Raw genomic sequence first — 13,852 nt, 5'->3', positions numbered from 1 at the left:
CATGCTGAACAAAGTGACCGCCTCGGTGCACGAGGCCGTGCGCGACGTGCGCGACGGCGCGACCATCCTCATCGGCGGCTTCGGTATCTCCGGAGTGCCCACCGAACTCGTCTGTGCGCTGCTCGACCAGGGTGCGCGCGAACTCACCATCGTCAACAACAACGCCGGCAACGGCAAGATCGGCCTGAGCCAGTTGGTGGAAGCCGGGCGCGTGCGGCGCATGGTGTGCTCGTTCGCGCGCTCGTCCAACCCGTTGGAGCCCAACGCCGTCGCATTCGCCGAGTGGTACCGCGCCGGCAGGATCGAACTCGAATGCGTGCCCCAGGGAACGATGGCCGAGCGCATGCGCGCGGCGGGCTCGGGACTGGGGCCCTTCTTCACGCCCACCTCGTACGGCACCCGCCTGGCCGAGGGCAAGGAAACCCGCGTCATCGACGGCGTGGGCTACGTGCTGGAACAGCCGCTGCGCGGCGACTTCGCCTTCGTGAAAGCGCAGACGGCGGACCCCTGGGGCAACCTCATGTACCGCAATGCCGAGCGCAACTTCGGCCCCGTCATGTGCATGGCCGCCCGGGTGGCGGTGGCGCAGGTGGATGCGGTGGTGCCGCTGGGCACGCTCGCGCCCGAGCATGTGATGACGCCGGGCATCTTCGTGCAACGCGTGGTGCAGGTGGGAGGTCAGGCATGACGACGAACATCCGGCGGCTCAGCCGCGCCGAGATGGCGGCCAAGGTCGCGAACGACATTCCCGACGGCAGCTACGTCAACCTGGGGATCGGCATTCCCACGCTGATCTCCAAGTGCCTGCCGCCGGGCCGCGACGTGATCCTGCACAGCGAGAACGGCATCCTGGGGATGGGCGCCGCGCCCGCGGGCGGCGCCGTGGACCTGAGCCTCATCAACGCGAGCAAGGAGCCGGTCACGCTGCTGGCGGGCGCGTCCATCACCGACCACGTGACCTCGTTCGCCATGATGCGCGGCGGGCACATCGACCTCACCGTGCTCGGCGCGTTCCAGGTCTCCAGCCAGGGCGACCTGGCCAACTGGGACACCGGCGCGCCCGAAGCGATTCCCGCCGTGGGCGGCGCCATGGACCTCGTGGTGGGCGCGCGGCAGGTCTTCGTGGTCATGGAGCACGTGAGCAAGACGGGCGAGCCCAAGATCGTCACCGAATGCACCTACCCGCTCACGGGTGCGCGCGTGGTGGATCGCATCTACACGGATTGCGCGGTCATCGACGTCACGGCGCAAGGGCTGACAGTCCGCTGGATGTGCGAGGGGATGAGCTTCGAGCGCCTGCAGGCGATGACCGCGGCGCCCCTTCTGCCGGGGATCGGCTGAACTACTTGGGTACAACGGCATGAGCTCACATACCACGCACACTTCCCTGGCCGAGCGGTTCTCGTCCCTCGCGCCGCACGTCAACGCGAACGCCTGCCTCGTGCACCGGGGCAGAACGCTGACGGCCGACCTCGTCGTTGTCGTTGGAACGGCGCGGTTCCTGCTGCGCATCCACCAGGGCGAGGTCGTCGAACTTACGCAGCGGTTCGCGCTGTTCCATCCATGCGCGCTCTTCGTGCAGGGAACGGCCGAGGCCTGGGAGTGCCTGTGGAGGGAAGTGCCCCCTCCCGGCTGGCACGACCTGTTCGCCCTGCACAAGCGGGGCGAGATGGTGATCGAGGGGGACACCAGGCTGCTGTTCTCGCATCTCCAGTACCTCAAGGACGTGCTGGAAATGCCGCGCCACGTGCCTGCGGACGCTTGCAACCAGCGAGGAGAAACCAGATGAAAGACCGCATCGAGCCCATCGTCGGCCGCTACATCCACGTGGATGTCCTGGGCGAGACGTGCCGCATCTACTTCGAGGAATGCGGCCAGGGCATTCCCCTGCTGTGCCTGCACACGGCCGGCTCCGACGGCCGCCAGTTCCGCCACCTGCTCAACGACGCCGGCGTCACGGACAGGTTCCGCGTCATCGCGTTCGACATGCCCTGGCACGGCAAGTCCTATCCCCCCGTCGGCTTCCACGAGCGGGACTATGAGCTCACCACCGAGCGCTACGTGGCCACGATCCGCGCGTTCAGCGCCGCGCTGGGGCTGGACCGGCCGGTGGTCATGGGCTGCTCGATCGGCGGGCGGATCGTGCTGCAGCTGGCGCACGCCCACGGCGCCGAATTCCGGGCGCTCATCGGCCTGGAGAGCGCCGACCACCAGCAGCCCTGGTACGACACGAGCTGGCTCAACCGCCCCGACGTGCACGGCGGCGAGGTCTGCGCCGCGCTGGTGTCGGGCTTGATCGCGCCGCAAAGCCCGAGCGAATACCGCCATGAAACCCTGTGGCAATACAAGCAGAGCGGCCCCGGGATCTTCAAGGGCGACCTGTATTTCTACCGCGTGGATTCCGACCTGCGCGGCAAGCTGGGCGGCATCGATACGGCCACCACGCCGCTCTACCTGCTGACGGGCGAATACGACTTCTCCTGCAGTCCCGAGGACTCGATCCGCACCGCCGGAACCATTCCCGGCGCGAAGGTGATCGTCATGGAGGAACTGGGGCATTTCCCCATGAGCGAGAACCCCGGGCAATTCAGGAAATACATCCTGCCCGTGCTGGACGAGATCGCAGCCCGCTGAGCCTTGCCTGCACGCTATTCCAATCCCCAACCAACCTCCAGGAGACAACCATGAAAAAGATCCTTGCCGCCTCGCTGCTGTGCGTGGGCTGCGGCGCATTCGCCCAGGAAGAACTCAAGATCGGCGCCATCGTGACGCTGTCCGGCGCGGGCGCCGCCTGGGGCCAGGCCATGCTGTACGCGGCCGAGCTGGCCGCAGACGACGTGAATGCCAAGGGCGGCCTTGACGTGGGCGGCAGGAAGTACAAGGTCAAGGTCGTCGCCTACGACGACAAGTACCAGGCCGGCGAGGCCGTCACCGCCGCCAACCGCCTGGTGTTCGAGGACAAGGTCAAGTACGTGATCGGTCCCGTGGGTTCGGCCGCCGCATTGGCCGTGGGTCCCATCATGGAGAAGAACAAGGTCGTCATGCTGACCCTGGGCTTCACCGACAAGGCGCTGGCGGCCGACAAGCCGTTCAGCTTCCGGCCCAACCTGACGACGATGGAGACATCGCAGCCCCAGATCGACTGGATCGTCAAGGCCAAAAACATCAAGAAGGTGGGCGCGCTCTTTCCCAACGACGAGACCGGCCAGCAGATCGCCCAGGACCTGGAGAAGGCCTATGCCAAGGCCGGCGCACAGATGAATGCGAAGGAATTCTTCGAGCGCGAGCGCGTGGACATGATGCCCCTGCTGACCCGCATCATGGCCAAGGGCGTGGACGCCATCGAGCTCGACGGCAACGCGCCCGGCACCGCCGGCCTCATCGTCAAGCAGGCGCGCGAGCTGGGCTTCAAGGGCCACATCATCCGCAGCGGCGGCCCGGCCACCGCCGAGATCGTCAACGTGGCGGGCGTGGGCGCGACCAACGGCATGCTGGTCAACACGCCGATCAACCCGGCCAACGCGGAGGTCAAGGCCTATGCCGAGCGCTACTTCGGCAAGTACAAGAAGCGCATGAACGGCTTCAGCCCGGCGTTCTACGACGGCACGCGCATGCTGTTCCAGGCCATGGGTCAGGCGGGCACCGCCACCGACACGGACAAGGTGCGCGTGGCGCTCGAAGGCATCAAGGACTTCAGGGGCATCCTGGGCACCCTGAACTGGACGGGCAAGGAGGTCTACGGCTCCAACCACCAGATCAGCGCGCCGTTCTACGTCGCGCGCGTGCAGGACGGGCAGGAGGTGGTCGAAAGCACCTGCTCCCTCTCCGCCTGCAAGTAAGCACAGGACCTGGGTACCGCCGTGGATTTCACATTCCTCATTGGTCAGGCACTGACCAATGGCCTCATCATCGGGCTGCTCTACCTGCTGATGGCCATTGGCTTCACGCTGGTCTTCGGTGTCATGCGCGTGGTCAACTTCGCGCATGGCGAGTTCTACATGCTGGGCGCCTTCCTCGCCTACGTCTGTGTCACCCGGCTCCAGCTGCCTTTCCTAGCGGCGGTGCTCGCCACTTTCGCCGTGACCCTGGTCGCGGGCTGGATCATCGAAGTGCTGGTGCTCAAGGGCTTTCGCGGCAACGAGCTCAACGGGATGATCAGCACGATCGGGCTGGCGATGGTCCTGCAGAACGGCGCCCTGCTGGTCTTCGGGCCCGACCCCCAGTCCATGCCGCCCGTGGCGCAGGGCGTGGTGTCGCTCGGCCCCATCGTTCTGCCCATGTCGCGGCTGTACGTGGTGGCCTTCTCCATCGCCGTGCTGGCGCTGCTCTACCTGTTCCTCATGCGCAGCAAGGGCGGGCGGGCGCTGCGCGCCGTGGTGCAGGACACCGAGATCGCCAGCGCCCAGGGCATCCGCTCGCACCTCATGTACCCGCTGGGCTTCGGCATCGGCGTGGCGCTGGCGGCCGTCGCGGGCGCGCTGATGGCGCCGGTGTTCTCGGTCTCGCCGAGCATCGGCTCCACGCCACTGCTCAAGGCCTTCATCGTGGTGATCCTCGGCGGGCTGGGGAGCATTCCCGGCGCCGCGCTCGCCAGCCTGCTGCTGGGCGTGGTGGAGAGCGCGGCCAACACCTTCATGTCCAGCAGCATGTCCGACATGCTGCTCTTCGGCTTCGTGATCCTGATGCTGATCTTCCGCCCCTCGGGCCTGCTCGGAAAGTCCGGACGCTGACGCCATGCACGCCTCTTCCACCATTTCGACCATGAAGCCTCGCGCACTCGATTCCGGCGCCGGAGCCCCCCAGGCGCGCTGGCACCTCTGGCTGCCCGGCCTGCTGGTCCTGTTCGCACTGCCGCTGTTCACCAGCAGCCCGTTCCACATGCACCTGGCGGTGCTGATCTGCCTGAACATCATCTTCGTCAACGGGCTCTCCCTGCTCAGCCGCACCGGGCAGCTCTCGTTCTGCCATGCCGCGTTCATGGGCATGGGCGCCTATGCCTCGGTGATCGCCACCACCCAGTGGCATGCGCCCTTCCTGCTGTCGGTGGCGCTCGGCGTGGCCGTCGCCGCTGCCGTGGCCTTCCTGCTCGGCGCCGTGATCCTGCGCTTGCAGGGCGTGTACTTCGTGCTGGTGACTTTTTGCTTCGGCGAGCTGTTCCGGCTGTTCCTGCTGGAGGGCGGCGGCACCACCGGCGGTGCCAACGGCATCGCCAACATCCCGCCGGCGTCCCTGCTTGGCTTCGTGTTCGACACCAAGACGTCGTTCTACGTGCTGGCGGCCGCCTGCGCCTTCGGCTCCATCGCGCTGCTGATCGCGCTGTTCCGCACGCCCCAGGGCACGGCGCTGGACGCGGTGGGCGACAACCAGGAGCTGGCCGAGGCCAGCGGCATCGGCATCCAGCGCACGCAGATGTTCGCGTTCGTGCTGGGATCGGCCATGGCCGGCTTCGCGGGCGCGCTGCTCGCGCACTACCTGGGCTTCGTCTCGCCCGAATCGTTCAACCAGCACATCTCCGTGGCGGCCATCGTCATGCTGGTGATCGGCGGGCGCTCGTCGGTGCTGGGGCCCATCCTGGGCGCGCTCATCATGACGCCGCTGCCCGAGCTGTTCCGCAGCGCGATCGAGACGCAGAACATCCTGTACGGCATCACGCTGATCCTGGTGCTCAAGTTCCTGCCGGGCGGCCTGGTCGGCATGGGTGCCAAGCTGCGCAGGAAGGGGGGCAAGGCATGACCGCGCTGCTGAAAGTGGACGGCCTGTCGCGCTATTTCGGCGGCCTGGCCGCCGTCAAGGACCTGAGCTTCGAGCTCCATGCGGGCGAGATCGTCGGCCTGATCGGCCCCAACGGCGCGGGCAAGAGCACGGCCTTCAACGTGATCAGCGGCTCGCTGGCGCCGTCGGCCGGCCGCATCGAGTTCGCGGGCCAGTCCATCGAGGGCATGCGGCCGAGCCAGGTGGTGCGCCACGGGCTGGCGCGCACCTTCCAGTCGGCCACGGTGTACCCCGCCGCCACCGTGCAGGAGAACCTCTACCGGGGCGCCCTGGCGCGCTTCGACGTGCCCGTATGGGCGCAGATCGCGCAGACGGCCCGCTACCGCGGCGCGCTTCGCCAGGTGCGCGAGGAAGTGGACGAGGTGCTGGAGATCACGGGCCTGGCGCCCTACCGCGACGACGTGGCCGGCGCGCTGGCCTACGGCCACCAGAAGCGCATCGGCGTGGCCATCGGACTGGCCACTCGGCCCCGGCTGCTGCTGCTCGACGAGCCCGCCGCGGGCCTCAACCCCGAGGAGTGCGCGGAGTTCGGCGGCCTGCTCAAGACGCTGCGCGACCGGCACGAGATCTCGCTGCTGTTCGTGGAGCACCACATGGCGCTGGTGATGAACACCTGCGAAAAGATCATCGTGCTCGTGCAGGGACAGAAGATCGCGCAGGGCACGCCCGACGAGGTGCGCAACAACCCCGCGGTGATCGAAGCCTATCTGGGAGTGGACGAAGATGCCCACGGTTGAAGTCAAGGATGTGGTGGTCCACTACGGGCTGGTGGAGGCGCTGCACGGCGTCAGCTTCACGGTGCCGGCCGGCCGGATCGTGGCGCTCGTCGGCTCCAACGGCGCGGGCAAGAGCACCACGCTCAAGGCGTTGATGGGCCTCAAGAAGGTCTCGGCCGGCAGCATCCACGTGGACGGCCGGCGCATCGACGCCACCGGCCCGGCCCAGCGGGTCTCGATGGGGCTGGCGCTCTCTCCCGAGGGGCGCCGGCTGTTCCCGCGCATGACCGTGTGGGAGAACCTCATGGTCGGCGCGCACACCGTCGGCTCGGCGGCGGCGCGCAACCGCTCGCTGGAGCAGGTCTGCGCGCTGTTCCCGCGCGTGCAGGAGCGCCGCAGCCAGCTCGCGGGCTCGCTTTCCGGCGGGGAGCAGCAGATGGTGGCCATCGGCCGCGCGCTGATGTCGCATCCGCAGATCCTGATGCTCGACGAGCCCTCGCTGGGCATCGCGCCCAAGATCGTGTCCGAGATCGCGCAGGCCATCGTGCGCCTGAACCGGGAGACGGGCATCTCCGTGATCCTGGTGGAGCAGAACGCGCGGCTCGCGCTCAAGATGGCGCACCATGCCTACGTGTTCGAGCAGGGCACGGTGATCCGCTCGGGCTCCGGCCAGGAACTGCTGCAGGACGCGTTCGTACAGAAAGCCTTTCTCGGAGTCTGAGCATGGAGACCCTGCCCATCGTCCCGCGCGCCGAAGTGCGCCCGCAGTGGCTGGCCCGGCACCACGAGGCGCCGCTGGAGCCGGAACTGCCCATCATCGACCCGCACCACCATCTGTCCGACAGCCTGTGGGGCGGCTACCTGCAGGACGACCTGCTGGCGGACCTGGGCGCGGGGCACAACATCCAGTCCACTGTCTTCATCCAGGTGGGCTTCGGCTACCGCGAGGATGGCCCCGGGCACCTGCGCCCCATGGGCGAGACGGAGCGCGTAGCGGCCATCGCCGGGCGCATCCCCGCCGAAGCGGGCACGCGGGTCTGCGAGGGCATCGTGGGCTTCGCGGACCTCGCGCTGGGCGCGCGCGTCGAGGAAACCCTGGCCGCGCACCTGCAGGCCGCCGCGGGGCGCTTCCGCGGCATCCGCTGCCACGCGGCCGCGCATGCGCAGTTCCAGTACGGTGTCATGCACGCCCCGCCGCTGCACCTCTACATGGACCCGAAATTCCGCGAGGGCTACGCCACGCTCGCGCGCTTCGGGCTCACGTTCGATTCCTGGGCCTACCACACCCAGCTCGACGAGCTCTGCGACCTGGCGCGCGCCTTCCCCGACATCCCGGTGGTGATCGACCACATCGGCGTGCCCCTGGGCGTGGGCCCCTACGTGGGGCAGCGCGATGCCGTCTTCGCCGAATGGAAGCGGCTGCTGCAAAAGATCGCCGCGCTGCCCAACGTCTGCATCAAGCTCGGCGGCCTGGGCATGAGCGTGTTCGGCTTCGGGTTCCACCTGGCCGGGCGGCCGCCGACCTCCGAGGAGCTGGCGCAGGCCTGGAGCCCCTACATCCTCACCTGCATCGAAATCTTCGGCCCGTCGCGCTGCATGTTCGAGAGCAACTTCCCCGTGGACAAGGGCACGTGCAGCTACCCGGTGCTGTGGAACACCTTCAAGCGGATCACCGCGGGCATGTCGCAGGACGAGAAGCGGCAGCTCTACCGCGACACCGCGGCGCAGTTCTATCGCCTTGCCTGAACGCGTTCGGGGGAGAGGGCTGCCTCGATCGCCTCGCGTACGTTGCGCACGTGCTGCATCCCCGCCGCATCCGCGGCGTCCTCGTCGCCCTGGAGGACGGCCTCGCACATCGCCCGGTAGTCGCGCATGCGTATGCGCTGCAGCGTCGCGGGCCGGTGCTGCGCGTAGACGATGGGCATGTGGATGGTCGGCAGCAGGCGGCGCAGCTCGCGGCTGCCGCTGGTGGCCAGCAGCGCACGGTACAGGGCGCGGCGGGCGCTGGCGAAGACATCCTGGTCCTGGCCGCGGTCGGCCTCATGGAGGCGGGCCAGGGCGTCCTCGATCGGCGCGCGAGGCGCGCCGGCGGCAACGGCGCGCGCGGCGCTGCGCGCGAGCAGGCCGGTCATGCGCTCGGCCACGTCGAGCACCTCCAGGGTTTCCCGCGCCGACAGGGTGCGTATGGCCGCCCCCTTGTTGCGGAAAAGATCCACCAGCCCCTCGGCCGCCAGGCGCTGCAGCGCCTCGCGCACCGAGGCGCGGCTGACGCCGAACTGCGCGGCCAGATCGACCTCCACCAGCCGCTGGCCCGGCACGAAGCGCTGCTGCGCCAGGCCCTGCACGATGCCGTGGAACACCGTGTCGGCGGCGCTCTCCGGGACGTCGGCGGCGGGTTCGGGCAGCGTGTTGGAGGGCATGGGGCAGGCCAGGAAGAAGGTGCCGACGTTAGCACAGCACATGGGGACTTGTTTTCAATATTGTCTGACAATATCATAGGCAATACACCGGCCATCCTGGCTGGCCCTTTTTCATGAGGCCCCGCATGGACTTCTCCCTTTCCCCCGAACTGCGCGCCCTGCGCGACAAGACCCGGCGCTTCATCGCCGAGCAGGTGATCCCGCTGGAGGGCGACCCGCGCCAGTCGCACCACGGCCCCGACGAGGCGCTGCGCCGCGAGCTGGTGGCGCGCGCCCGGGCCGCCGGCCTGCTCACGCCCCATGCCTCGCGCGAGATGGGCGGGCTGGGCCTGTCGCACATCGAGAAGGCCGTGGTGTTCGAGGAGGCGGGCTACTCGCGCCTGGGCCCTACGGCGCTCAACATCCACGCGCCCGACGAGGGCAACATCCACCTGATGGAGGAGGTGGCCACGCCCGCGCAGAAGGAGCGCTGGCTGCGCCCGCAGGTGGCGGGCGCGCTGCGCTCGTGCTTCGCGATGACCGAGCCCTCGCCCGGCGCCGGGGCCGATCCGTCCATGCTGCAGGCCACAGCCGTGCGCGACGGCGGCGACTACGTGATCAACGGCCGCAAGTGGTTCATCACCGGCGCCGACGGGGCGGACTACGCCATCGTCATGGCGCGCATGGAGGACGGCTCGGCCACCATGTTCCTCACCGACATGGACCGCCCCGGCATCGTGCTGGAGCGCAACATGGATGCGATGGACTCCTGCTTCACCGGCGGCCACGGCGTGCTGCGCTTCGACAACCTGCGCGTGCCCGCGGCCGACGTGCTGGGCGAGATCGGCAAGGGCTTCCGCTACGCCCAGGTGCGCCTGGCGCCCGCGCGCCTCACGCACTGCATGCGCTGGCTGGGCCAGGCGCGCCGCGCGCACGACACGGCACTGGACTACGTGCGCAAGCGCCACGCCTTCGGCAAGCCGCTGGTGGAGCACGAGGGCGTGGGCTTCATGGTGGCCGACAACGACATGGACCTGCACACCGCGCGCCTGCACATCTGGCACACGGCCTGGCTGCTGGACCAGGGCGAGAAGTGCAACTTCGAATCGAGCCGCGCCAAGGTCGTGTGTTCCGAGGCCGAATGGCGCGTGGTGGACCGCAGCGTGCAGATGCTCGGCGGCCAGGGCGTGACGGGCGAGACGCCCGTGATGCGCATCTTCACCGACATGCGCGCCTTCCGCATCTACGACGGCCCGAGCGAAGTGCACCGCTGGAGCATGGCGCGCAAGCTCGCCCACCTCTCCGAGAAGGCCGAGGCCGAGCTGCTGCGCGAAGGGGGCGCGGCATGACCGCGGCGATGGACCGGTTCAGCCTGCGTGGCAGGCTGGCGCTGGTGACCGGCGCCTCCAGCGGCCTGGGAACGCACTTCGCCCAGGTGCTGGCCGCCGCCGGCGCCCGCGTGGCCGTGGCCGCGCGCCGCGTCGACAAGCTGCAGGGCGTGGTGGACGCCATCGCGGCCGGGGGCGGCGAGGCGCGCGCCTTCGCGCTCGACGTGGCCGACAGCGCCAGCGTGCGCGCCTGCTTCGACGCGCTGTGCGCCTGGGGTGTGCCCGACGTGGTGGTCAACAACGCGGGCGTGACCGTGACGCGCCCCGCGCTGGAGCAGACGGAGGAAGACTTCGACCACGTGCTCGGCACCAACCTCAAGGGCAACTGGCTCGTGGCCACCGAGGCCGCGCGCCGCATGGTGGCGGCGGGCAAGGGCGGCGCGATCGTCAACGTGGCATCGATCCTGGGCGAGCGCGTGGCGGGCGGCGTGGCGCCGTACGCCATCTCCAAGGCCGGCGTGGTGCAGGCCACCAAGGCCCTGGCGCTGGAGCTGGCACGCCACGGCATCCGCGTGAACGCGCTGCTGCCCGGCTACGTGGTGACCGACCTGAACCGCGGCTTCCTCACCAGCCCGGCGGGCGAGAAGCTGCGCGCGCGCATCCCCAGCCGCCGCTTCGGCGAGGTGACCGACCTGGACGGCCCGCTGCTGCTGCTGGCCTCCGACGCGGGCGCGGCCATGTCGGGCGCCACGCTGGCCGTCGATGGCGCGCACCTGGTGAGCTCGCTATGAGCGGCGCCGCGAATCCCCTGCCTCATTCCCTGCCTGTGGAGGCGCTGGCCGACTACCTGCGCGCCCAGGGCCTGGCGGGCGGCGCGCCGCTCAAGGTGCGCGTGCTCGCGGGCGGGCAGTCCAACCCCACCTACCGCGTCACCGCGGGCGAAGGCCGCGACTACGTGCTGCGCAAGAAGCCGCCGGGCACGCTCATCGCCTCGGCCCACGCCATCGACCGCGAATACCGCGTGATGAAGGCGCTGGCGGACACCGGCGTGCCCGTGCCGCGCATGCTGCACTATTGCGAGAGCGACGCGCTGCTGGGCACGCCGTTCTACGTGATGGAGTTCCTTGAGGGCCGCGTGCTCATGGACCAGTCGCTGCCCGGCATGCAGAGCGCCGAGCGCCACGCCATCTACCGTGAGATGAACCGCGTGATCGCCGCGCTGCACGCGGTCGATTACCGCGCCGTGGGGCTGGGCGACTACGGCAAGGAGGGCAACTACGTGGGCCGCCAGATCGCCCGCTGGTCGCGCCAGTGCCGCGAATCCACCGTGCCCATGAATGAGGCCATGCACCGCCTCATGGATTGGCTGCCCGAGCACCTGCCTGCGGGCGACGAGACCACGCTGGTGCACGGCGACTACCGGCTGGACAACCTCGTCTTCCACCCCACGGAGCCGCGCGTCATCGGCGTGCTGGACTGGGAGCTTTCGACCCTCGGCCACCCGCTGGCCGACCTGGCCTACCAATGCATGGCCTGGCGCATCCCGCCCAGCCTGTGGCGCGGCATCGCCGGGCTGGATTTGCCGGCGCTGGGCATCCCGCAGGAGGCCGAATACATCGCCTGGTACGGCGCCGCCACCGGCCGGGGCGCGGCGGAGCACTGGGATTTCTACATCGCCTACAACCTGTTCCGCATGGCAGCCATCCTGCACGGCATCGCCCAGCGCGCGGCGGACGGCAACGCCGCCGCCGACGATGCGGTGGAGACCGGCGCCAAGGCCGGGCCGCTGGCCGAGCTGGGCTGGGAGAGCGCGCAGCGCTATATGGCGGCGCGTGGGTGAACTATGAAAACAGGAGCTGGTTGCGCTTGCTGTGCGTTGGTTTTTCTATCGAATGACAGGGAAACAATCGTATGGAAAGCGCAGCCAGCTCCTGAATCCAGAGCGCCATCTTGCATGGCGTCGTAGCAATGGCTGCTGGCAGATGGCCAAAACTCGGTCATCCAGCATGCTATTTGAGCCCCTACCGGCCATTAGCGACCGTAGCGATCGTTCAAGCCGATGCCCGCTTCTGACAGATTCATATTCGCTGGTTCAATAACCGATCTTCACAGGACTGGTTATCGCCAATTTCTGGCAGACCCAGAAAAATCAGCAGCAAGGGTTACGGTTCCCGCGAGCGGCCATGTGGCGCTACCTTTGACGCGGTCGGTGCTGAGCCGGTCCAACGTTTGTACGCTTGCGAAAACGAGGATAGATCGCTGAACCCTAGCTCGGCGGCCACTTCGGTCATCGTGAGCCGCCCCTCGGCCATCAATTGCTGGGCCTTCGCATGCCGGGCAAGGTTCGCAAGGTTGTGGAAATTCGTCCCATCCTGGTGAAGGCGCCGTTTCAGGGTCCGTTCGCTGGTATTCAGTAGCTTGGCAATATCGGCGAGTTCCGGAGCCCGGCCAGAAGGCAGTGCCGCCAAGTGCTCTCTGACAAAAGTGGCGGTGTCCAGGCGGACTCTCCGGCGTGCCAGCAGATCGGTACACATCCGCTCGCACATTGCCGCAGTGACCGCATTGGCCTGCGGAAGTGGCCGAGACAGGTGCGCAAGCGCGAACAATAGCGAATTGGCGGCAGAGCCGTACTGGATTGCCACGCCCAGGACTCGCGTCGGCACCTGGCGTAGATGGCCAGACGCTGGCGCGCAATGCCGCAACCCGAACGCCTCCAGTTCGAAGGCTTCGCCCATAACGTCCCGCAGCAACCGTGAGGCTGCGCCCATGGCTCGTTCGACGAAAAACCTCTGCAAGGCAGGGGCCAGTTCATCCGGCGGCTCAAAGACCAGTTCGCCGAGATTGCCGAATTGACGATACGCAATGCTGGTAAAGGCATAGGTAAGCGGCAAAAAGCGTCTGGCGAGCCCCAGGGCATCGGCCGCCGGTAGCACTGCTCAGCATCCCGTACCCGAGTAGTCCGTAGGCCGATAAATGGTACGAAAGGCCTACCCGAAAACCCATCTCTGGTTCGTCGCCAGCGAACTTCAGTAGGTTCGAGGCGACCGTCAGCTCCTGCTGGGTGGACACGGTCAATTCGGGATCGGTCAACTGCGAGATGTCCAGCTTTGTGCCCTGAAGCAGCGATGCTGCATCGATGTTTCGAGCCTGGCCGAAATCAAGGAGCAGACGGATGCTGACGGGACTGCGCGCAAAGTTCCTGTAGCTCATCCGGTCTCCGTGTTTAAAACGAAGTGTGGCCCAAATTCTAAAGCTCGTGGCCTGACTCGCCATGGGCATAAGCAGCCAAGTGACCGACGATTCATGCCAAGGAGCTTCAGAACACAGCCATGAATCAATCTACTCACCTCACTTGCAGCCGCATATGTATTGCCATCGCTTCGGCAGCCACTTGTGCACTGCTCCAGGGCTGCGCCGGGAGCCCTGTTCATTCGATACCAACCCAGGAGCCGAATATGCCGATGACCTATGCAGCGCAACCCGTCTGGCGCGAGATGCAAGCCTTTCTTCCTCAGAACCTGTTTACGATCTCCTGAGTAGCAACGCCAAGAACGCCAAGTGGATGAACTGCAGGCTGGTGTTGAGCAGGCGCTCGCAGTTCTTCCACAGCCTGCGGTTCTTCTCCAGCCAGGCAAAG

Annotated in this window: 16 protein-coding genes and 1 pseudogene; 13 read left to right on the top strand and 4 right to left on the bottom strand. The window is 67.8% G+C overall.

What is annotated here, in order from left to right; all coding sequences use genetic code 11:
• Window position 1 precedes the first annotated feature (1 nt).
• From ACX12L_RS14610 to ACX12L_RS14565, 10 genes are read left to right on the top strand one after another with little or no spacing between them, the layout of a single operon-like run.
• Window positions 2-688: a 3-oxoacid CoA-transferase subunit A gene (locus ACX12L_RS14610; RefSeq protein ID WP_103018458.1), complete on the top strand. Its 687-nt coding sequence runs from the start codon at window positions 2-4 to the stop codon at window positions 686-688.
• Between the two features lie 8 nt (window positions 689-696).
• Complete coding sequence (locus tag ACX12L_RS14605) at window positions 697-1,341, top strand: 3-oxoacid CoA-transferase subunit B (RefSeq protein ID WP_459263352.1); 645 nt, start codon at window positions 697-699, stop codon at window positions 1,339-1,341.
• 19 nt (window positions 1,342-1,360) lie between these two features.
• Window positions 1,361-1,789, top strand: a complete 429-nt coding sequence (locus tag ACX12L_RS14600; RefSeq protein WP_103018459.1) for a hypothetical protein — start codon at window positions 1,361-1,363, stop codon at window positions 1,787-1,789.
• Window positions 1,786-2,634, top strand: a complete 849-nt coding sequence (locus tag ACX12L_RS14595; protein ID WP_459263259.1) for an alpha/beta fold hydrolase — start codon at window positions 1,786-1,788, stop codon at window positions 2,632-2,634. Before ACX12L_RS14600 ends, ACX12L_RS14595 begins: the two co-directional genes overlap by 4 nt.
• Before the next feature lie 50 nt (window positions 2,635-2,684).
• Complete coding sequence (locus ACX12L_RS14590) at window positions 2,685-3,839, top strand: ABC transporter substrate-binding protein (RefSeq protein ID WP_459263258.1); 1,155 nt, start codon at window positions 2,685-2,687, stop codon at window positions 3,837-3,839.
• A gap of 21 nt (window positions 3,840-3,860) precedes the next feature.
• The gene (locus ACX12L_RS14585) at window positions 3,861-4,730 is read left to right on the top strand and encodes a branched-chain amino acid ABC transporter permease (protein WP_103018462.1); all 870 of its coding nucleotides are present in this window, start codon (window positions 3,861-3,863) and stop codon (window positions 4,728-4,730) included.
• A 31-nt stretch (window positions 4,731-4,761) separates the two neighbouring features.
• Complete coding sequence (locus tag ACX12L_RS14580; protein WP_459263257.1) at window positions 4,762-5,733, top strand: branched-chain amino acid ABC transporter permease; 972 nt, start codon at window positions 4,762-4,764, stop codon at window positions 5,731-5,733.
• Window positions 5,730-6,509 carry an ABC transporter ATP-binding protein gene (locus tag ACX12L_RS14575; protein WP_459263256.1) on the top strand — a complete coding sequence of 260 codons (780 nt, stop codon included), beginning with the start codon at window positions 5,730-5,732 and terminating at the stop codon, window positions 6,507-6,509. Before ACX12L_RS14580 ends, ACX12L_RS14575 begins: the two co-directional genes overlap by 4 nt.
• Window positions 6,496-7,209, top strand: a complete 714-nt coding sequence (locus ACX12L_RS14570; protein ID WP_459263255.1) for an ABC transporter ATP-binding protein — start codon at window positions 6,496-6,498, stop codon at window positions 7,207-7,209. The genes ACX12L_RS14575 and ACX12L_RS14570 overlap by 14 nt, the downstream gene beginning before the upstream one ends.
• A gap of 2 nt (window positions 7,210-7,211) precedes the next feature.
• Complete coding sequence (locus ACX12L_RS14565) at window positions 7,212-8,234, top strand: amidohydrolase family protein (RefSeq protein ID WP_459263254.1); 1,023 nt, start codon at window positions 7,212-7,214, stop codon at window positions 8,232-8,234.
• On the opposite strand, the gene ACX12L_RS14560 is transcribed toward ACX12L_RS14565, so the two are convergent.
• Window positions 8,219-8,950, bottom strand: a complete 732-nt coding sequence (locus ACX12L_RS14560; RefSeq protein WP_459263253.1) for a GntR family transcriptional regulator — start codon at window positions 8,948-8,950, stop codon at window positions 8,219-8,221. The two genes, ACX12L_RS14565 and ACX12L_RS14560, sit on opposite strands and share 16 nt — an antisense overlap.
• An 83-nt stretch (window positions 8,951-9,033) precedes the next feature.
• On the opposite strand from ACX12L_RS14560, the gene ACX12L_RS14555 reads away from it, so the two are divergent.
• The 3 genes from ACX12L_RS14555 to ACX12L_RS14545 are packed head-to-tail and all read left to right on the top strand — an operon-like array spanning window position 9,034 to window position 12,055.
• Window positions 9,034-10,236: an acyl-CoA dehydrogenase family protein gene (locus ACX12L_RS14555; protein ID WP_459263252.1), complete on the top strand. Its 1,203-nt coding sequence runs from the start codon at window positions 9,034-9,036 to the stop codon at window positions 10,234-10,236.
• Window positions 10,233-11,006: an SDR family NAD(P)-dependent oxidoreductase gene (locus tag ACX12L_RS14550; protein WP_459263251.1), complete on the top strand. Its 774-nt coding sequence runs from the start codon at window positions 10,233-10,235 to the stop codon at window positions 11,004-11,006. The genes ACX12L_RS14555 and ACX12L_RS14550 overlap by 4 nt, the downstream gene beginning before the upstream one ends.
• Window positions 11,003-12,055: a phosphotransferase family protein gene (locus ACX12L_RS14545; RefSeq protein ID WP_459263250.1), complete on the top strand. Its 1,053-nt coding sequence runs from the start codon at window positions 11,003-11,005 to the stop codon at window positions 12,053-12,055. Before ACX12L_RS14550 ends, ACX12L_RS14545 begins: the two co-directional genes overlap by 4 nt.
• Window positions 12,056-12,377: 322 nt before the next feature.
• Here ACX12L_RS14545 and ACX12L_RS14540 read toward each other — a convergent pair whose 3' ends face one another.
• The 3 genes and pseudogenes from ACX12L_RS14540 to ACX12L_RS14530 form a co-directional block, all read right to left on the bottom strand.
• Entirely contained in the window at window positions 12,378-13,106 is a 729-nt protein-coding gene (locus ACX12L_RS14540) for a helix-turn-helix transcriptional regulator (RefSeq protein ID WP_459263249.1), read from the bottom strand.
• Entirely contained in the window at window positions 13,036-13,425 is a 390-nt protein-coding gene (locus ACX12L_RS14535) for an AraC family transcriptional regulator ligand-binding domain-containing protein (RefSeq protein WP_459263248.1), read from the bottom strand. Before ACX12L_RS14535 ends, ACX12L_RS14540 begins: the two co-directional genes overlap by 71 nt.
• A gap of 312 nt (window positions 13,426-13,737) precedes the next feature.
• Window positions 13,738-13,852: pseudogene (locus tag ACX12L_RS14530) on the bottom strand (IS5/IS1182 family transposase); the annotation flags it as partial.

Source organism: Alicycliphilus sp. T452 (assembly GCF_054512775.1).
The sequence above is the reverse complement of the archived record's forward strand: the minus strand, read 5'-3'. Positions and strand labels throughout refer to the sequence as shown.